18 protein-coding genes and 1 riboswitch are annotated in these 18,896 nt (G+C 38.5%); of the genes, 16 read left to right on the top strand and 2 right to left on the bottom strand.

Annotated features, from left to right (window positions below; genetic code table 11):
• Positions 1-79 precede the first annotated feature (79 nt).
• A riboswitch (FMN riboswitch) is annotated at positions 80-204 on the top strand.
• Between the two features lie 123 nt (positions 205-327).
• The 4 genes from A5816_RS06785 to A5816_RS06770 all read left to right on the top strand — a co-directional run bounded on the left by A5816_RS06785 (position 328) and on the right by A5816_RS06770 (position 5,310).
• Positions 328-939, top strand: a complete 612-nt coding sequence (locus A5816_RS06785; protein WP_002309605.1) for an ECF transporter S component — start codon at positions 328-330, stop codon at positions 937-939.
• Positions 940-1,317: 378 nt separating this feature from the next.
• On the top strand, positions 1,318-2,841 hold the full coding sequence (locus A5816_RS06780; protein WP_002290168.1) for a YfcC family protein: 1,524 nt from the start codon (positions 1,318-1,320) through the stop codon (positions 2,839-2,841).
• 236 nt (positions 2,842-3,077) lie between these two features.
• Positions 3,078-4,418: a M20 family metallopeptidase gene (locus A5816_RS06775; protein WP_010732789.1), complete on the top strand. Its 1,341-nt coding sequence runs from the start codon at positions 3,078-3,080 to the stop codon at positions 4,416-4,418.
• A gap of 154 nt (positions 4,419-4,572) precedes the next feature.
• The gene (locus A5816_RS06770; RefSeq protein WP_002372251.1) at positions 4,573-5,310 is read left to right on the top strand and encodes an alpha/beta hydrolase; all 738 of its coding nucleotides are present in this window, start codon (positions 4,573-4,575) and stop codon (positions 5,308-5,310) included.
• A 161-nt stretch (positions 5,311-5,471) separates the two neighbouring features.
• Here the strand turns inward: A5816_RS06770 and A5816_RS06765 are convergent, their stop codons facing one another.
• On the bottom strand, positions 5,472-5,693 hold the full coding sequence (locus A5816_RS06765) for a ferredoxin (RefSeq protein ID WP_002309599.1): 222 nt from the start codon (positions 5,691-5,693) through the stop codon (positions 5,472-5,474).
• A 30-nt stretch (positions 5,694-5,723) separates the two neighbouring features.
• Here A5816_RS06765 and A5816_RS06760 point away from each other — a divergent pair, with 30 nt between their 5' ends.
• The 10 genes from A5816_RS06760 to A5816_RS06715 all read left to right on the top strand — a co-directional run bounded on the left by A5816_RS06760 (position 5,724) and on the right by A5816_RS06715 (position 16,076).
• Complete coding sequence (locus A5816_RS06760) at positions 5,724-6,755, top strand: helix-turn-helix domain-containing protein (RefSeq protein WP_086310995.1); 1,032 nt, start codon at positions 5,724-5,726, stop codon at positions 6,753-6,755.
• Positions 6,742-8,145, top strand: coding sequence for an ATP-dependent DNA helicase RecQ (locus A5816_RS06755; RefSeq protein WP_086310994.1), 1,404 nt, complete (start codon positions 6,742-6,744; stop codon positions 8,143-8,145). The genes A5816_RS06760 and A5816_RS06755 overlap by 14 nt, the downstream gene beginning before the upstream one ends.
• A 65-nt stretch (positions 8,146-8,210) precedes the next feature.
• A complete protein-coding gene (locus tag A5816_RS06750) occupies positions 8,211-8,846 on the top strand; it encodes an SAG1386/EF1546 family surface-associated protein (RefSeq protein WP_002315217.1) in 636 nt (211 codons plus the stop codon).
• A gap of 48 nt (positions 8,847-8,894) precedes the next feature.
• Positions 8,895-9,575 (top strand): (d)CMP kinase, encoded by a 681-nt coding sequence (gene cmk / locus A5816_RS06745; protein ID WP_002372254.1) that lies wholly within the window; start codon positions 8,895-8,897, stop codon positions 9,573-9,575.
• A 134-nt stretch (positions 9,576-9,709) separates the two neighbouring features.
• Positions 9,710-10,939 carry a 30S ribosomal protein S1 gene (gene rpsA / locus A5816_RS06740; protein ID WP_002290176.1) on the top strand — a complete coding sequence of 410 codons (1,230 nt, stop codon included), beginning with the start codon at positions 9,710-9,712 and terminating at the stop codon, positions 10,937-10,939.
• A 181-nt stretch (positions 10,940-11,120) separates the two neighbouring features.
• A complete protein-coding gene (gene der / locus A5816_RS06735; RefSeq protein WP_002290177.1) occupies positions 11,121-12,431 on the top strand; it encodes a ribosome biogenesis GTPase Der in 1,311 nt (436 codons plus the stop codon).
• 242 nt (positions 12,432-12,673) lie between these two features.
• Complete coding sequence (locus tag A5816_RS06730; protein ID WP_002290178.1) at positions 12,674-12,949, top strand: HU family DNA-binding protein; 276 nt, start codon at positions 12,674-12,676, stop codon at positions 12,947-12,949.
• A 232-nt stretch (positions 12,950-13,181) separates the two neighbouring features.
• Positions 13,182-14,228: a hypothetical protein gene (locus A5816_RS06725; RefSeq protein ID WP_002309590.1), complete on the top strand. Its 1,047-nt coding sequence runs from the start codon at positions 13,182-13,184 to the stop codon at positions 14,226-14,228.
• 1 nt (position 14,229) lies between these two features.
• On the top strand, positions 14,230-15,489 hold the full coding sequence (locus tag A5816_RS06720) for a tetratricopeptide repeat protein (protein WP_038398824.1): 1,260 nt from the start codon (positions 14,230-14,232) through the stop codon (positions 15,487-15,489).
• 5 nt (positions 15,490-15,494) lie between these two features.
• Complete coding sequence (locus A5816_RS06715) at positions 15,495-16,076, top strand: ReoY family proteolytic degradation factor (RefSeq protein WP_002335598.1); 582 nt, start codon at positions 15,495-15,497, stop codon at positions 16,074-16,076.
• A 77-nt stretch (positions 16,077-16,153) separates the two neighbouring features.
• On the opposite strand, the gene A5816_RS06710 is transcribed toward A5816_RS06715, so the two are convergent.
• Positions 16,154-17,029 (bottom strand): YitT family protein, encoded by an 876-nt coding sequence (locus tag A5816_RS06710; RefSeq protein ID WP_002290183.1) that lies wholly within the window; start codon positions 17,027-17,029, stop codon positions 16,154-16,156.
• 147 nt (positions 17,030-17,176) lie between these two features.
• Between A5816_RS06710 and A5816_RS06705 the strand changes: the two genes are divergently transcribed.
• Positions 17,177-17,509 (top strand): nucleotide pyrophosphohydrolase, encoded by a 333-nt coding sequence (locus tag A5816_RS06705; protein ID WP_086310993.1) that lies wholly within the window; start codon positions 17,177-17,179, stop codon positions 17,507-17,509.
• A gap of 112 nt (positions 17,510-17,621) precedes the next feature.
• The gene (locus A5816_RS06700; RefSeq protein WP_086286101.1) at positions 17,622-18,830 is read left to right on the top strand and encodes a CCA tRNA nucleotidyltransferase; all 1,209 of its coding nucleotides are present in this window, start codon (positions 17,622-17,624) and stop codon (positions 18,828-18,830) included.
• Positions 18,831-18,896 lie beyond the last annotated feature (66 nt).

The following is an 18,896-nucleotide window of genomic DNA, read 5'->3' as shown; positions in this document are numbered from 1 at the left end:
ACTTACTTTTTATAAGTGTTAAATGTTGCGTTTTTTGAAGAGATATGTATAATGAACATGTAAACAAAAATTATATAAGGTTCGTCTTCAGGGGCAGGGTGAAATTCCCGACCGGTGGTTATAGTCCACGACCTATTTTGCAAAAAATAGCTGAATCGGTGAAATTCCGATACCGACAGTACAGTCTGGATAAAGAAGATAGAGCTTATTTGACGCACACTTGATCAAATAACTCTAACTCTATTTTCCCTGGAAAATAGAGTTTTTTCATTTGGAGAGAAACGTCAAAAAGTTCGCTGAAGAGGAGTCCTAACAGGAGGATTTCAAATGAAGAACACCCGTGTACAGAAAATGGTTGCAGTAGCGATGTTTGCTGCGATCGCATTAGTTTTACAGTATTTTGCTTTTCCGATCATGCCGGCTTTTAGTTTTTTGAAGATTGATTTTAGTGATATCCCGGTATTGATCAGTATGTTCTTATTCGGTCCAGCGGCCGGAGTAGCAACAGCGTTCTTGCGTTCAGTATTACATCTGCTGACTACAGGTTTTTCTCCAGATAACCTAGTGGGAGACACAGCTAGTTTCTTATCAACAACGATCTTTACCTTTCCGATTTATTACTTCTTTAGTGTAAAGAAACAGCATAAAGGAAGAAATAAATTTTTAGGTGTGATTACAGGAACGATTGCTCTGACTATTTTCATGAGTATCGCGAATTATTTCGTTATTACGCCTCTTTACTTAATGTTTTTAGGACTGAACGCGACACAGATGTTGGGGATGTCTTTAGCAAATTATGTATTGATTGGGATTGTTCCTTTCAACTTGATCAAAGGATTCATCGTGAGTGCTGTCTTTTTAGTGCTACATGCGCAACTTCTTCCATGGTTAAGTCGAAAACAACATCAGTTGGAACAACGTCATACAGCAGTTAAATAAATGTCAAAAAGATCAAGAAATTTCTTGATCTTTTTTTTTGGAAAAAAATACAATACATGCAATATTGTAAACGTTTTATTTGTTTGTTTTGAGTATTTTTTTTATTTATGCATAAAAATCAATCGGATTTTTTAGAATGTGAAATTCTTCTCCTTTCAAAAGACGGAAATGTTTGTTTATATAAAAAAGGAAACGCTACAATGAAAATGAAGAAAGCTTTAAAAACCTGAAAAAAGGGGGAGAAAATAGGAAAAAACGAACTTTTTGAACAAAAGTTTTATAAAATGCGTGTTATTATTTTTGTTCTGATACTCTTTTTGATAAAATAACATTAGAGCCAAAAATGATGTCTCTAACGGAAAAGAAAGGAAGAAGAAGATGGAACAAACAAAGAAGAAAAAATTTCAAATGCCTTCAGCGTATACGGTCTTATTCATTATTATTGCAGTAATCGCTGTACTTACTTGGTTTATACCAGCTGGGCACTATAGTGTAGACGATGCAGGCAACATTGTCGCTGGATCATATGAACGAGTACAACAAAATCCTCAAGGGCTGTGGGATATTTTCATGGCGCCAATCAATGGGATGCTAGGTGTACCAGCGGGGGAGCTAACTAAAGAAACACCTGCTGCAATCCCAATCTCTTTCTTCATTTTAGTTGTTGGTGGATTTTTAGGTATTATCAACAAAACAGGTGCACTAGATGCCGGAATCGCTTCAGTTGTGAAGAAATTCAAAGGAAAAGAAAAAATGCTTATTCCAGTATTGATGCTGTTATTTGCATTAGGCGGATCTACTTACGGAATGGCGGAAGAAACGATTCCGTTCTATGCTTTACTGATCCCAGTTATGATGGCAGTAGGCTTTGATACAGTGGTAGCAGTAGCCATCGTATTAGTAGGGTCTCAAGTAGGCTGTTTAGCTTCAACGGTCAATCCTTTCGCAACAGGCGTAGCTTCACAAGCTGTTGGGATTTCGATGGGTGAAGGTATTGGTCTTCGATTCTTGATGTTCGTTATTTTGTTAGCTATTTCTATTGTATATGTGTATCGCTATGCATCAAAAATCGAAAAAGATCCAACAAAATCATTAGTATACAATCAACGTAAAGAAGATATGAAACATTTCGATATCGAAGCAATCGGTCGTCAAGAAGTAATCACGAAAAAACAAAAACATGTAAATGTATTGTTCTTCATTACTTTTGGTATCATGATCATCAGTTTGATTCCTTGGACAACCTTGAATGCGAATTTCACAATTTTTGAATCATTGACAAACTGGTTAACAAATCTTCCGGTACTAGGAACTGTTTTAGGTAAAAGCATGCTTCCACTAGGTGACTGGTACTTCCCAGAAATTACTATGTTGTTCTTAGTCATGTCAATCGTCGTAGCAATCACGTATGGTATGAAAGAATCTGAATTCGTCTCTGAATTTTTAGCTGGTGCTTCTGACTTGATTGGTGTAGCTATCGTAGTAGCTGTTGCTCGTGGTATCCAAGTGGTTATGAACAACGGGCTGATTACAGACACTATCTTACACTGGGGCGAACAAGGATTAAGTTCATTATCTTCAAGTGTATTCATCATCATTACATTTATTTTCTATATTCCTATGTCATTCTTGATTCCTTCAACTTCTGGCTTAGCTGCTGCAACAATGGGAATCATGGGACCTATGGGTGAATTTGCCGGTGTAGGGAAGGATTTAGTTATCACTGCTTATCAATCTGCGTCTGGCTTAGTAAACTTGATTACGCCAACATCTGCTATCGTAATGGGTGCTGTAGCGATTGCTCGTTTCGATGTTTCAGTATGGTGGAAATTTACTGGTAAATTAATTGCGATATTATTTGTAGCCATCTGTGTGATCCTAGGTGTAGCAGCAATGTTCTAAACCTAGACAAATACAGGTACAAGGTCTATCATAAGAGTGAAGAAACCGATATACGGCTATCAATAAGCACGTGGATAAGTCGATTGCTCCATTCAGTGAGTGTTTTTTCTTTCATCATTTGTTAAGAACATTCTGCTTGCTGATGGAGCAGGCTTAAAACGTCATTATTAGAGAAGAAGAGGTTGTGTCGGAGGCATTTGACATAACCCTTTTTAACATATTAGGAGGTTAAAATCATGAAACAATTTGTGACAGAACAACATCATGAACAAGCATTAGAATCATTGAGCGAATTGATCCGAATCCCTTCCGTACTAGATGAAGCAGATTCAGGGCAAGGACACCCCTTCGGTAAAAAAGTGATTGAAGCTTTGGACAAAGTATTGGAAATCAGTGAAAAGCTAGGATTTAGAACATTTAAAGATCCAGAAGGCTATTACGGTTATTCAGAGATTGGCTCAGGAGATGAATTATTCGGTATCTTGTGTCATATGGACGTTGTTCCGGCAGGCGACGAAAACAATTGGGAAACGAAACCATTCGATCCAACCGTAAAAGACGGCTGGTTAGTTGGTCGCGGCTCTCAAGATGACAAAGGTCCTTCCATTGCAGCAATGTATGCTGTAAAAGCTTTGATGGACGCTGGCGTGGAATTCAAAACACGTATTCGTTTTATCTTTGGTACAGATGAAGAAAATTTGTGGCGTTGTTTAGAAAAATATAACGAGAAAGAAGAAGGCATTACGCAAGGATTTGCGCCAGACGCTGAATTCCCTTTAATTTATGCGGAAAAAGGCTTACTACAAGCTTACTTGACAGGCCCTGGAACGAACGATTTTTCTGTAAAAGCTGGCGGAGCGCTGAATGTTGTTCCTGATGCAGCTCCTTATTCTGGTGAAAAGATTTCTGAAGTAAAAGAAGTATTGAAAAAACACGGATTTGATTTCGAAGAACAAGGCGAAGGAATCGTCGTTCTTGGTAAAAGTATCCACGCGAAAGATGCCGCACAAGGAGTGAATGCTATTTCTCGTCTGGCAATCGCTCTTTCAGAAGTATTCGATTTTGGCCCAATCAATTTCTTAGGAAAATTAGTTCAAGAAAATGCAACTGGTGAAGCAGTCGTGGGCAAGACAGAAGATGAACAATCTGGTGAGTTAACGATGAACTTTGCAAGTTTGGAAATCACACCAGAACAAACAAAAATCGGTGTAGATATGAGAATTCCTGTGACATTCAAAAAAGAGGATTTAGTAGCTAAATTAACTAAAACAGTAGAAAAATATGAGTTGTCTTATGAAGAGTTTGACTTCCTAGATTCATTATACGTGCCATTGGACAGTGAATTAGTGAAAAACCTATTGGGAACATATCGCGAGATTACTGGAGACATGACTGAACCATTTGTATCAGGTGGCGCTACGTTTGCCCGTACGATGAACCAGTGTGTGGCATTCGGTGCGATGTTCCCTGATACTCCAGACTTCATGCATCAGGCAAATGAACGATGGGAATTAAGCAGTATGTATAAAGCAATGGAAATTTATGCAGAAGCAGTGTATCGTTTGTGCGCTAAATAAAAAATAATCATATAAAAAAGGCGGATATTCGAATGGATATTCCGTCTTTTTTATTTGGTGCTGGAAAGTTTGCATTTTTCTCTTATTTTTTTTAAGGTATAATCATACTTGATTGAGAAGAAGGTATAAACTCAGATAGAAAAGGTGGGAGAAATTGAAAATATTTAGACGAATACTAATTGGCTTAGTCATTATTTTAGGATTACTTGGCGGAGGCGGTTATTACTATATACAGCAAAATACGTACGAACCATCGTCAGAAGCACAAAAGGTGGTAAAAGAAGGAAGAAACAAAGAAGATTACTTGTTTTTTGAAGGAGAGAAAAAGAATCAGGCAAAGTCTCCATTACTTATTTTTTATCCTGGTGCTCTCGTAGACCCAGAAAGTTATAGTATTTGGGCGCAAGATTTAGCAAAAAATGGCTACTCAGTTGCTATTGTCAAAATGCCTCTTGATCTAGCAGTGATAGGTGGAAACAAAGCGGATAAAATCAAAGAAGATTTTCCAGATTCCGATTATGTGATCGGTGGTCACTCTTTAGGCGGTGTCATGGCAAGTCGATATGCGAATAAGAATCATTCAGACAGTCATTTAAAAGGGGTATTCTTCATGGCAAGCTATCCCGATAAAAAAGGAACATTGAAAGAATCGGCTGTCCCAATTTTATCAATTACAGCAACTAAAGATAAAGTATTGAATCAGAAAGCTTATGAAGAAGCCAAGCAGTACTTACCTGAAAGAACAGAGTATGTATCAATCAACGGCGGGAACCATGGAGGCTTTGGTAGCTATGGTGAGCAAAAAGGAGATGGAGAGGCAGAAATTTCTAACGCAGATCAGCAAACTGTGATTGTCAATACATTGGAAAACTGGCTGAAAAAGTTGAAATAACCGAAATGGGTCCTATAGGGTCTATGAAAAAACAAGTCAAATAAATAGATAGAAAATATAACTTTCAAAATAAGTCGGGATTTCACGGAACGGGAGAAACAGATCCCGGCTTATTTTCAAGTTTAGAAAATCTAGTGTTCATTTTTAAAGCTTAGTTTGACTTAAATTTTGTTTTCTAATAAAATCGCCCGAACTGGACATTTTTGATACGCTTTTCTTACATACGCTTCTTCTTCCGGCATGACGAACTGTTGATGAGCCTCTGGTTCTTGGGCAAATAAAACGATTCCTTCTTCATCATAATCGAAAATATCCGGCGCTTCGATTTGGCAAAGGCCGCATGCAATACAGCGTTCAGGTACAAGTTTACATAGTAGTGACATTTCTAACCATCCTAACTTAAGGAGAATAATATGATTGTTTTTATTTTATCGCTATTTTCATCAAGAAACAAGCTGCGAGTCAGCTCTCTTTACCAGCTCCTTGTGGGAAAACGAACGACTTCAGTACTTATTTTCGGATTTACTCACGAACTTTTATTTGCTCATAACAGTTTTCCAGATTTGAAGCAAGACAAGTTTTATCAGATTATGCAAAAACTTGCACAGCAAGGCTGGATCGAAATAAATGAAAATGAAGCAAAATTAACGTCTGCAGGAGCAGATAGGTTGTCTGAACTTCGCACAGAATATACTGGTTTGCGTTTTGACCGATATGGACGAACCGGGGAAACTAGTTGGCGGCTCATCAAATTTGCTGTTCAAGTGATTTCTAATCTGGCATCTGGGAACCAAGATTATCTTCCAGCAGAGACAAGTCCTTTTTATACTTTCCAACTGAAAAAATGGCTTAGTGGAAGCAGATTGCCACGTGGAATTTTGATTGATAGCGCGTATGAAAGTTTAGCGCAGCTGTTTTCGGAGATACCAGAAGGAGCAGCCGATTTTTTAGCTAACCAATTCTCTGGAAATGATCGAACAGGACTTCTGCCGTATCAGCTAGCAAAAACCAATGATGAGTCAGCTGTTTATTTACAACAAAGCAGATGTATCCATCTTTTGCTCGCGCAAATAGAAGAACGGCCAGATTCGCTATGGTATGTGTTGATTGATCCGTTATTACAGCAAAATTTCAATCAAAGCATGATGATCACCAAGCAGATGTTTATGAATGGTCAGACAATTGACCAGATCATGGCAATACGTCATTTAAAAAAAGGGACGGTAACAGATCATCTTATTGAGTGGGCCTTGTTTTTTGATGATTTTCCATACGAGCGGATTCTCTCTCAAGAAACGGTCGAACGATTGGAACCAAATAAGGATTCCGTGCGAGAGTGGCGCTTCAGCGAATGGAATGTAGATGGACAATTAGATTATGGAGAATTTCGTTTGTATCAAATCTATCTATTGAGAAAGGAAGCGATACAGAATGTTAATAAATGAATTAAAAAAATATTTTGGATTCGATTCATTTCGACCCGGCCAAGAAGAAATTATTCAGGCGTTGCTTGATGGAGAAGATACTCTCGCTATTTTGCCTACAGGAACGGGGAAAAGCCTGTGCTATCAATTAACAGGGTATTTAACGGATGGGATGGTTCTCATCGTGTCACCGCTACTTTCTCTCATGGAAGATCAAGTGACACAACTGCAAAAACAAGGGGAAAAACGAGTAGCTGCTTTCAATAGCTTGCTTTCGCGAGCTGAAAGAGGATACGTTCTCCGTCATCTGTCGCAATATAAATTTTTATTTTTGAGTCCGGAAATGTTGACTAACCCTTCTCTTTTAGAGCAGCTGAAAAAACAGGATATAGCGCTATATGTAGTGGATGAGGCACATTGTGTATCACAATGGGGAGTTGATTTTCGGCCAGAATATCAACAGTTAGGAAAAATCCGCGAGCATTTAGGAAACCCGGTCACATTGGCTCTAACCGCGACAGCGACAGATTTAGTAGCGAAAGATATACGTCAGGTGCTATTTGATCGACAGCCAAAAGAGGTTAGACAATCAGTCAATCGACAAAACATCTCGCTTTTTGTTCGAAAAACGCAGCAAAAAGAACAAGAACTTGAACAATTCATGGAAAGTGCACAGGGTGCGGCAATTATTTATTGTGCAACAAAAAAAGAAGTCGAACGTTTGTATCATTTATTCAGGGAGCGCTTTTCAGTTGGATATTATCACGGTGGCCTTGATGCAGCTCAAAGAAGACAGCTTCAGCAACAGTTTGTAAAAAATCAGCTGCAGTTTCTCATTGCTACGAACGCATTTGGTATGGGAATCGATAAATCTGATATTCGTTATGTGATCCATTACGATTTGCCAGACAGTTTGGAAAACTATGTACAAGAAATTGGTCGAGCAGGCAGAGATCAGGAAGAAAGTGCAGCAATCCTTTTATATCAAAGTGGAGATGAACGTATTCATTATTTCTTTAATCAACTTTCTAGAGAACAGCGACAAAGTTTTGAGCTTTATTTGGAATATGCAGCAGAGCAAGCGCCATTTGATGAGCTGCAAAAAAAATGGATGGAGTTAATCCAGCAGTCTGAAAAACCAGAAAATTGGGTGGAACGGCTCAAACGTCAGGAAAAAGAAAAAGAATTCCGCCTGCAGCAGATGCTTCGTTATATCCATGAAGAAGACTGCCGCAGAAAATTCATCTTGGCTTATTTTGGGGAAGAACTTTCCGAAAAGCCGCAGAATTGTTGTGATATTGATGGCGCAAAAGTAGAACTTCTACCAAAGAAAAAGGCTTTTTCTAAGACTGAACCGCTTCATTGGGAATCGATTTTACTAAATTTATTTAAAAAAAACATGGAACATTGATTTTTTAGGACAAGACACTTTTTCCTATGGTATAATACACACGATAGAGTTTAGGAGGTAAAACAGTGAGCAGAAAAGATAGACATCAATCTACAGAAAATAACGAAACACAAGAACCATGGGAACAACCAATCTATGATACAGATGATGAGGTTTCATCAAGAAGTTCTCAGAGACAACAAAAGAAAGGAAATACATTATTTCTTTCGCTATTTTTGATTTTACTAGTCTTATGTATCGCTATTCCAGCAGGTGCTTATTTCTGGATCAGAAACGGATCAAGCAACAATGCAACAGCAGCATCTTCTTCTGAAACTTCGACATCAGTAGTAGAAAGTTCCACAAGTACAACAAAAGAGGAGTCAACTGAGACTTCAACAGTAGAATCTAGTACAATGGCGGAAGAATCTACTGTTTCTCAAGATACAGGGGTAACGTCAGAAAGCAGTATTGCAGCAGAGACAACACCTTCTTCCTCAAGTGACACAACTTATCAAGCAGGGGATTCAAGCAGCAATGCAGCAGAAACAACACCTTCTTCCTCAGCTGTAGCTGGTACGACAACGACTGTTCAAGCAGGCGAAGGTCCAAAACAAGTGGCTGAGCGTGCAGGAATCACCACTGACCAATTGTTTGAATTGAATGGCTTAGATCCAAACAACTTTATGCTTTACCCTGGTCAAGAATTAAGAATTAAATAATAATAGCCGCGCTTTGCGGCTTTTTTTTTGAGAAAAAGGAGTTATATCATGACACAAATCAGTATTGCGATCGACGGACCTGCTTCATCAGGAAAAAGCACCGTTGCCAAAATCTTAGCAAAAGAATTGAATTATATTTATACGGATACCGGTGCCATGTATCGCGCAGTGACTTATCTAGCTATTACAAACAATGTATCTTTTTCAGATGAGGAAGGACTAGTTTCACTGATCAAAAAGTATCCTATCTCTTTTTCACAACAAGAAGATGGGCAGCATGTATTCACAGCATCAAAAGACGTCACACTAGAAATCCGTCAGCCTGATGTCACAAAAGCTGTTTCTGAAGTCTCTGCTCATGGGAAAGTCAGAGAAGAACTAGTTGCTATCCAACGGAAAATAGGCGAACGCGGTGGCGTTGTGATGGACGGAAGAGACATCGGGACAGCTGTATTGCCGAATGCAGAAGTGAAAATCTTTTTAGTAGCAAGCGTAAGTGAGCGTGCAGAAAGACGATTCAAAGAGAACCAAGAAAAAGGGATCCCAACTGATCTTGAAACATTAACAAAAGAGATACAGGCAAGAGACCATTATGATTCAACAAGGGAAGTTTCTCCGCTGCAGCAAGCAGAGGACGCTGTTCGTATCGATACTACCGGCAAATCCATTTCAGAAGTCGTTGCAGCGATAAAAGCCGTCGTTTTGGAAAAGGGATATCTTCTTTTTTAAATGAAGAAAAAAACTGAAAAACAATTGTTTTTTCAAGGAAAACGAACGAAATCGCTTTATTTTTTTTGAATAATCAATTAAACTAAAAACAGTACCGTACTTACGGCAGAATGTTGGTTAGGAGGACAAGTGTTATGACAGAATTTGATCAAAATCAAGAGAACAACCAGTCAATGGAAGACGCAATGAAAAGCGTCCAAGAAGTAAAAGTTGGCGATGTTGTTAAGGGCGAAGTTTTGGTTATCGAAGACAAACAAGTAATTGTCGGAATCGAAGGGGCCGGAGTTGAAGGCGTCGTTCCGGCAAAAGAATTATCAACTTTACCAGTAGAAGATATCAACGAAGTAGTGAAAGTCGGCGATGTATTAGACTTAGTCGTTATCAGTACGATCGGCAAAGATAAAGAAAACGGCAGCTATCTTCTTTCAAAACGCCGTTTAGATGCTAAAAAAGTTTGGGAAGACATCGAAAGAGATTTCCAAGACGGCAAGGTAATTGAAGCACCTGTTACAAATGTTGTCAAAGGCGGTTTAGTCGTTGACGTCGGTGTGCGTGGCTTTGTCCCTGCATCAATGGTGGAAGATCATTTTGTTGCGGACTTTTCAGATTATAAAGGCAAAACATTGAGCTTTAAAATCATTGAAATCGAACCATCAGAAAATCGTTTGATCTTATCGCACAAAGCGGTAGTTGAAAATGAAAGAGAAGAAAAGAAAAAAGAAATCCTTTCAACGATTCATGAGGGAGATGTTCTCAGCGGACGTGTCGCACGTCTTACTGATTTCGGGGCATTTGTCGATCTAGGCGGAATTGACGGTCTAGTCCATGTCTCAGAGATTTCTCATAGTCATGTAGCAAAACCAAGTGATGTGTTAGCTGTTAATGACGAAGTAAACGTCAAAGTGTTGTCTATCAACCCTGAACAAGAACGTGTTTCCTTGTCAATCAAAGATACACAGCCTGGACCTTGGTCAGAAATCGATACAAAAGCCCCAGTTGGAGCAGTATTGGACGGAACTGTTAAACGTCTAACAAGTTTCGGTGCCTTTGTTGAAGTATTCCCTGGAGTAGAAGGGCTAGTCCACATCTCTCAAATCTCACATAAACATATCGCCACACCTCACGAAGTACTTCATGAAGGTGACGAAGTGAAAGTGAAAGTATTGGAGATCCATCCAGAAGAACATCGTATTGCATTGAGCATCAAAGCTTTAGAAGAAAAACCAGCTTCAGAAGAAGAACCAAAAAATGTGGAGTCTTATGAATTACCAGAAGAAAATACTGGATTCACTATGGGAGACATTTTAGGGGATGCGTTGAAAGAAGAAGTAGAAGAAAAAGCAACCGATGATTCTGAAAAATAATTGATTTTGTATCTGTGACTGAGATGAAAGCAGCTGCTTTTGTCTCAGTTTTTCTTTTGAAAAGCGGTGAGTATTTCACAAAGGAATAAAAATACTTCGTTTAATTGACAATCTATGCTTGAAAGTTGGCATTGCATTCGTTAAACTAAGTGAGATTGGAAACTTGTGAGGAGGAAATAATATGGCAAATCCAACAATTGCAATCGTTGGCCGCCCGAACGTCGGTAAGTCTACGATTTTTAACCGCATCGCTGGTGAGCGTATCTCGATTGTCGAAGATACTCCTGGAGTAACTCGTGATCGTATTTATGCAAAAGGCGAATGGTTAGGTCGAGAATTTAGCGTGATCGACACAGGCGGAATTGATCTTGGTGATGAACCTTTTATGGATCAGATCAAACATCAAGCAGAAATCGCGATTGAAGAAGCAGATGTGATCATCTGTGTAGTCAGCGGACGCGAAGGTGTGACAGACGCAGATGAGATGGTTGCGAAAATTTTATACAGAAGTAATAAACCAGTGATTTTAGCAGTCAATAAAGTAGATAATCCAGAAATGAGAAATGATATCTATGAATTTTATTCTTTAGGACTAGGCGATCCTTATCCTGTTTCAGGAAGCCACGGACTAGGAATTGGCGATATTTTAGATGAAGCAGTGAAGTATTTCTCTGAAGAGACTGAAGAAGAGGATGACGACACGATCAAGTTTAGTTTGATTGGTCGCCCAAATGTTGGTAAATCTTCTTTGATCAACGCGATTTTAGGAGAAGAACGGGTGATTGTTTCAGATATTGAAGGAACGACACGGGATGCAATCGATACTCACTTTGTTTCTGAAAGTGGACAGAAATTCTTGATGATCGATACAGCCGGCATGCGTAAACGCGGAAAAGTATATGAAAATACTGAGAAATACAGCGTGATGCGTGCGATGCGTGCGATCGACCGTTCTGACATCGTTTTGATGGTACTGAACGCGGAAGAAGGGATTCGAGAACAAGACAAGCGAGTAGCGGGTTACGCTCATGAAGCTGGTCGTGGTGTCATTATCGTTGTGAATAAATGGGACCTTGTGAAGAAAGAAACCAATACGATGCGTGATTTCGAACAAGAGATCCGTGATGAATTCCGATATTTAGATTACGCACCGATCGTCTTTGTTTCTGCAGTGACTAAACAACGGTTGGAACGTCTTCCTGAAATGATCGAACAAGTAAGTATGAACCAGAATCTTCGTATCTCTTCTGCTGTTTTGAATGATATCATTATGGATGCTGTAGCCATCAATCCAACACCGACAGATAAAGGAAAACGGCTGAAGATCTTTTATGCTACACAAGTCGCTGTCAAACCGCCTACATTTGTTGTTTTTGTCAATGAAGAGGAATTGATGCACTTTTCTTATGAGCGTTTCTTAGAAAATCAAATCAGAAAAGCATTTACTTTTGAAGGGACATCCATTCGAATCATCCCTCGTAGAAGAAAATAGGCATTTTACCATATCAACGTTTTTTTTTCAAAAGAAAAAGACAGTTTTGTTTGTTACGTTTCTATGACTAAAAAAAGCATATGAAAATTGGTAAAAACCTTGCTATTAAGCGGTTCATATGATATCGTGATAACAGAATATTGAAGTTAATCAATATTTCTTTTTAAACTTCTGGACCACTCAGAAAGTTTTAACTAAATGATATTTCTATCATATCTCTTGTGGAGGAGGTGAATCTATCCATGGCAAACAAAGCAGAATTAATCGAAAAAGTTGCTTCAGCTACTGATTTAACTAAAAAAGATGCAACTGCAGCAGTAGATGCTGTATTTTCAACTATTCAAGATGCTTTAGCTAACGGCGAAAAAGTTCAATTAATCGGTTTTGGTAACTTTGAAGTTCGCGAACGCGCAGCTCGCAAAGGTCGCAACCCACAAACTGGTGAAGAAATCGAAATTCCAGCTAGCAAAGTACCTGCATTCAAACCAGGTAAAGCATTAAAAGACGCTGTTAAATAAGACAGTAAAAAAGCGCTTGTGGCTCTAGGGCTACAAGTGCTTTTCTTTTTATTTCCTAGCAGAAAAAGTCAATTAAGAGACAAAAATTTCGAATCCGCATGTCATACATAAAAAACGCATGTATTTTATTTAATTTTTATTTATTTCCAAGTTAAGAGGTGGACTTTGCCCTTATCTTTTCTAGATTTTGCTTACTAATGGTAAAATAAAAATAAGAAGAGGAGGGATGCGCATGGAACTTGATTATCAAGTAGAAGAAGCATTGACAAAAGTGTTCTACGGAGAAACGCTTGTCAGTCAACTAAGAGCACTTTCGATCGATCAACCCATCTTGTTTTTAACAAATCAGCGTTATTATGATTTGTTTGCAGATAAGATCAACCCATTATTTGCAAATCAGGCAAATAATGACTGGTACATTTGTGCCAATACTCAATGCAATCATTTAACAGAATTGAAGAACTTGCTTGATTTCACCAAACGCTATCCCGAAAATCAATCCATGTTTGTTATCGGATTTGGAAATGAAGGGATCATGGATCTGGCAGGTTTTTTTCAAAAACATACAATCCTTGATTCATCACTTTGGCTGATTCCTGTGTCCATCCGTTCCCTGAGCCGAGCATTAACTCCACAGCGAACGATTTTGCAGCTACCGAATCGTGTAGTGCTGCAAACCATCAACATGCCAGAACGCATCGTTTATGATCAAACGATCAGCGAGCGGCAAGTGGACGGAAAACAGATTGACTTTTTGACTTTTATCTGTTGCGGAATGATTTGTGATCACCGTTTTTTACAAAACTTGTATAAAAACTATCCAAATAAAAAGCAATTAACGACCCGGCCATTTGCCGGGATGATCGAAGAAATGATTTATTTTTATCAATTAGAGGCAGAAAATCTGTCAAATTATGGTAAACTGTTTGAACAAGCTTTTTATCTGACTGAAAATGGGCACTTGCTTTCTGCTAGTATGAAAAAATTTTTAGGGATGATGTTTCATTTCGTGTGGAATCTCCAAGCCTATCCTTTTGATTTCCAACTAAAAAATTTTTTTGTATGGCTAGACTTGCTTGGCTATCCTATCCAATGGTTGGAACAGATTTCAAAGATGGAGTATTTGGAAAAAGTCCTTTTCTTGGCAGAAAAAAGCAAAAAAATACTTGTTTTAGAAAAAATAGGTATAATAGACGGATACCAACGACCAAACGAAAAAGAATTGTTGAGAACAATGACGGTATTTCAACAAATCGTCAGCGAGATAAGAGGGAATTGAAATGAATACAAATAGCGAAAAAATGTTGCAAGCTTTATCAGATGAAGATCTGGCACAAGCACAACTCTTTTTAGAAAAAGCATTAAAAGAAGATCCAGCAGATATATTAGCTGAACTAGGGGAAGAATTGCTAGCTATTGGCTTTTTGATCGAGGCAAAACAGATTTTTGAACAATTGATCAACCAATATCCAGAAAATGACGGACTAAACATCCCGCTAGCAGAAATTGCAATCGAAGACAATGAGATCGACCTAGCTTTTGAATACTTGGAAAAAGTGGATAAGGAAAGTGATTACTATCCGCAAAGCTTATTGGCGATAGCTGATTTGTACCAAGTCATCGGGATTCCTGAAGTGAGTGAAGCAAAATTGAAAGAAGCGGCAGGGTTGCTACCGGATGAACCATTGATCCAGTTTGCACTAGCTGAATTGTATTTTTCAGTCGATCGTTTCAAAGAGGCAGCAGTGATTTATGAAACATTGTTGGCAAGTGGGATAAACGAGATGTCAGGAATCTCGATGCAAGAACGTTTAGGGCAATCCTTAAGCATGCAAGGTGAATTTGAAGCAGCTATCGCACCTTTAGAAGAAGCATTGAAAGAAGAAAAGACAGATGATCGACTGTTCCAGCTAGCTTTTACGAATCTCCAATTAAAAGAAAATCAGCAAGCAATCAACTATCTGGAAGAGCTTCGAGAAGTTAATCCACATTATCAATCATTATATTTATATCTAGGACAAGCTCTTCAAGAAGAAGAAATGGTTGAAGAAGCGCAAACAGTGTTAGAAGAAGGAATCAAAGAAAATCCTTACCAAGTTGAACTTTATCATCTAGCCTCTGAAAATGCTTTTCGTCTGCACGACAAACAGCGAGCAGAGGAACTCTTGCTGAAAGCTTTAGAAGTAGGAGACAAACAAGATGAAACATTACTTACTTTAAGCAATCTTTACTTGGATGATGAAAGATATGAAGATGTGATACAAGTGATCAATCAGATGGAAGAAACTGCTAATCCGTATGCGGAATGGAATCTAGCGCATGCTTATAATGAATTAGAAGACTTCACCGTTGCAGCTGTACACTATGAACAAGCTTATCATGAACTATCTCATGAACCAGATTTCTTGAAAGAATATGCCTTTTTCTTAAGAGAAGAAGGACAGCTAAAAAGAGCACAAGAATTATTGATTTATTATTTAAAACTTGAACCAGGAGATATGGAGGCACTGTCATTATTAGATGATCTAACAGAGAGGTGAGAAAAATGCTAATTGATGTACGGGAAAAGAAGAATTTTTTAACGTGGATGGTCAATCATGTATCTTTTAGCCGAAGAGAAGTTTTTTGGATCTTGAATTATCTTGCCAATCATGAAGCAATTTTAAGTAATGTCCACTTTGTAGAAGGGGCAAATTTTGCGGATCGAGGTCTGCAAATCAGTGATCTATCTGTTGAAGGGGAACCAATGAAATTGTTTTTGCAGGGAAAAGAATTTACGGATACAGATCAGATTTTCCATGAGATCCGATTGAATTGGAAGAAACCTTTATATGTGGAATGTCTATTTGAGAATGCTTGGCAGACAAGAGAATATCTATCGATCTTAGAAGATAATCCATTTTCTTCTTGGGATGCTTCTGTCAGTGAAGAAGATACTGAATTGATCGAGCGATATTTTCAAGAAAAAGAAGAAGCAGCAAAACTAAATATGCTTTATGCTCAAATCGATCAAGCGCTAGAAGATGGAGACAGGGATGCATTTTTGAAATTGTCTGATGAAGTCAACCGAAAAATCCTTTTGCAGACGCAAAAGAAAAATAATCGAGTAAGTGAACATAATAATTAGCTAAAAATGAATCATACCAAAAAAGACAAGGGATAGCTGGATTTGGAATCTTTCCTCACAGCTACCCCTTGTCTTTTTTATCGTTTTTTCAGTAATCTTGTTTGTGGCTTCAAATAGGTAAACCCTTGCCCTTCAACTTCATGCACGTTAATAATCGACAGAAAAGCTTTTTCGTCAATCTCGTGGACGATTCTCTTGGCTTCCGTTAATTCACTAGAACTAACGACCATGTAGATGATCTTTTTTGAATTTCCAGAGAATGCACCTTCGCCAGAGAGGAAAGTGACGCCTCTTTGCAGACCGGTCATCAGCAGCGGTGCAATCTCTTCACTTTTGTTGGAGACGACAAGCAGACCTTTTGCAGAATACCCACCATCCAAGATTGAATCAATTACGCGACTGAAAACATAGGAAACGATCAACGTATACATCATGCGTTTCAAGTCGATATAGGTTAAGGAAGCAAGCAAGACGATGATATCGAATGCCAATAGGGAACGCCCCATGGAGATGCCGTAATTTTGTTCTAAAATCCGAGCGATAATATCGCTTCCGCCTGTTGTTCCACCCATCCGATAGACGATCCCGCTTCCTACCCCTGCAACCAAACCCGCAAGTAGAGAAACGATCAGTAGATCATGCTGTAAATTGATTTCTAGCGGAACCCGTTGCCAGATCCATAAAAAGAATGACAAAGAGAGTGTACCTAGAACAGTATAGGCTAAAGAACGTTTTCCCAGAATCTTTCCCCCTAGTAAAATCAACGGGATATTGATTAATAAAGTCGTATAAGCTGGATCAATTCCGAATAAAGCTCTCAAGATCAAGGTGATTCCTGAGACGCCCCCTTCTGCTAAGTGATTAGCGATGTTCAAATAAACAAGTCCAAATGCGTAAATACTCGTTCCTATAATAATAAAAAGTACTTCTTTTACTGTTTTCCGTGTGGCCATATGAATCCCAGCTTTCAATTATGTATTTTCACAGAATCTCCATTTAGAAATTCCTTCCTAAATGTAGCATGGAAATTCGATTTTCTCAATTGCTCTTATCTAGGATTTGCGTTAAAGTTTTGGTAAGATAGTTTTGGAGGGGAAAAGATGGATGAAAAACGTTCTTTATACAGTATGCAGCAGGAAGTAGATGAGTATATCCAACAATTCAAGGTCGGGTATTTCTCTCCATTAGCTCAGCTGGCTCGATTAACGGAAGAAGTAGGTGAATTGGCCAGAGAAGTCAACCACACTTATGGAGAAAAAAGCAAAAAAGCTTCGGAACCAGATAACTCGGTAGCAGAAGAACTTGGAGATGTTTTATTCGTTACGATGATCATGGCTAATTCATTGAATATCGACTTAACTGATGTTTTTGAAAAAAATATGGAAAAATTCAATCAAAGAGACCATAACCGCTTTGAACGTAAGGACAAGTAAAAAAAGATGAAGTGGGTTGTGCTTTGAAGCCGCTAAAACGGACGTATCAATCAGGCATCATGCAACTGAGTACTTATCTCAGTACAAGAAACACACAGGAAAGGTTGGAAAAATGAAATTAAAACAATTACCTCTGGAATACCAAAAGGCAATTCCAGTTCTGAAAAAGTTAGAAAATGCAGGATATGAAGCTTATTTTGTAGGTGGAAGTGTTCGTGATATCTTGCTGAACCAGCCGATCCATGATGTGGATATCGCAACAAGCGCATTTCCAGAAGAAATCAAACAGCTTTTTCCAAAAACGATAGATATCGGGATCGAACACGGGACTGTATTGGTATTAGAAAACGATGAACAATATGAAATCACCACATTTCGGACGGAGTCAACTTATCAGGACTACCGTAGACCAGATCATGTAGAATTCGTTCGTTCGTTGGAAGAAGACTTAAAACGAAGAGATTTTACAATCAATGCCTTTGCTTTGAAAGAAGACGGCGAAATCATCGATTTGTTCGATGGCCTGCAAGATTTAGAAGAACAAATCTTGCGAGCTGTAGGCAATCCTCATGAGCGGTTCCATGAAGATGCCTTGCGAATGATGCGCGGGTTGCGTTTTGTCAGTCAATTAGGATTCAAATTAGAGGAAGAAACCTTCTACGCCATCAAAGAAAACCACGAGCTACTAGGCAAAATATCTGTAGAACGTATAAATGTGGAATTCATCAAGATGCTTTTGGGAAATGAACGGTCTGCAGGAATCCATGCATTCATTGAAACAGAATGTTATATTTGCTGCCCTGGTTTGAGAGAAGAAGGTGAAGCACTTTTACGCTTTGCTGAATTACCTTCCGTTCCATTGAAAGAAGAGAGTCAAGCATGGACATTATTAATCAGTCAACTGGATCTAAAAGAAAATGAAATCCGCTCCTTTTTGAAATCGTGGAAGTGTTCTAATCAAATGATCAAGGATGTCCAAGCACTTGTTCAAGGACTGCGTCAACGAAAAACTGGAGTTTTAGAACCGTTCGAATTATACTTCTTAGGCAAAGACCATGCATTGCAAGTAGAAGAATTAATGACTTATTTTGATGAAACGCCACAGATGGATGTCGTAGAAGAATCCTATGATCGTTTACCTATCAAGTCATTAAGCGAATTAGCTGTAGATGGTAAAATCTTGCTGGAAGAAAGTGGAAAAAAACCTGGTAAGTGGGTTAGTGAAGCTTTGCAATCAGCTGAAAAAGCTGTCGTAGAACAAAGAATAGAAAATGATAAAAAACAGGTTTTGGATTTTTTATCGAAAGAAAAATTGATTTAAAAAACGCTAGACTGTATCTGCTCAGCTTGGCTAGCTACTTAAACTGGGCAGATACGTCATTAGAAG

Source organism: Enterococcus sp. 3G1_DIV0629 (assembly GCF_002141285.1).
GTDB classification, from domain to species: Bacteria; Bacillota; Bacilli; order Lactobacillales; family Enterococcaceae; genus Enterococcus_B; species Enterococcus_B lactis.
Note: the sequence above shows the minus strand (reverse complement) of the source record. Positions and strands in the feature narration are given on the sequence as shown.

What these genes read in the sequence shown, in the direction of transcription:
- A5816_RS06785 (WP_002309605.1), top strand. Translation starts at nt 328, where the DNA reads ATGAAGAACACCCGTGTACAGAAAATGGTTGCAGTAGCGATGTTTGCT.
- A5816_RS06780 (WP_002290168.1), top strand. Translation starts at nt 1,318, where the DNA reads ATGGAACAAACAAAGAAGAAAAAATTTCAAATGCCTTCAGCGTATACG.
- A5816_RS06775 (WP_010732789.1), top strand. Translation starts at nt 3,078, where the DNA reads ATGAAACAATTTGTGACAGAACAACATCATGAACAAGCATTAGAATCA.
- A5816_RS06765 (WP_002309599.1), bottom strand. Translation starts at nt 5,693, where the DNA reads ATGTCACTACTATGTAAACTTGTACCTGAACGCTGTATTGCATGCGGC.
- A5816_RS06760 (WP_086310995.1), top strand. Translation starts at nt 5,724, where the DNA reads ATGATTGTTTTTATTTTATCGCTATTTTCATCAAGAAACAAGCTGCGA.
- A5816_RS06755 (WP_086310994.1), top strand. Translation starts at nt 6,742, where the DNA reads ATGTTAATAAATGAATTAAAAAAATATTTTGGATTCGATTCATTTCGA.
- cmk (WP_002372254.1), top strand. Translation starts at nt 8,895, where the DNA reads ATGACACAAATCAGTATTGCGATCGACGGACCTGCTTCATCAGGAAAA.
- rpsA (WP_002290176.1), top strand. Translation starts at nt 9,710, where the DNA reads ATGACAGAATTTGATCAAAATCAAGAGAACAACCAGTCAATGGAAGAC.
- der (WP_002290177.1), top strand. Translation starts at nt 11,121, where the DNA reads ATGGCAAATCCAACAATTGCAATCGTTGGCCGCCCGAACGTCGGTAAG.
- A5816_RS06730 (WP_002290178.1), top strand. Translation starts at nt 12,674, where the DNA reads ATGGCAAACAAAGCAGAATTAATCGAAAAAGTTGCTTCAGCTACTGAT.
- A5816_RS06725 (WP_002309590.1), top strand. Translation starts at nt 13,182, where the DNA reads ATGGAACTTGATTATCAAGTAGAAGAAGCATTGACAAAAGTGTTCTAC.
- A5816_RS06720 (WP_038398824.1), top strand. Translation starts at nt 14,230, where the DNA reads ATGAATACAAATAGCGAAAAAATGTTGCAAGCTTTATCAGATGAAGAT.
- A5816_RS06715 (WP_002335598.1), top strand. Translation starts at nt 15,495, where the DNA reads ATGCTAATTGATGTACGGGAAAAGAAGAATTTTTTAACGTGGATGGTC.
- A5816_RS06710 (WP_002290183.1), bottom strand. Translation starts at nt 17,029, where the DNA reads ATGGCCACACGGAAAACAGTAAAAGAAGTACTTTTTATTATTATAGGA.
- A5816_RS06705 (WP_086310993.1), top strand. Translation starts at nt 17,177, where the DNA reads ATGGATGAAAAACGTTCTTTATACAGTATGCAGCAGGAAGTAGATGAG.
- A5816_RS06700 (WP_086286101.1), top strand. Translation starts at nt 17,622, where the DNA reads ATGAAATTAAAACAATTACCTCTGGAATACCAAAAGGCAATTCCAGTT.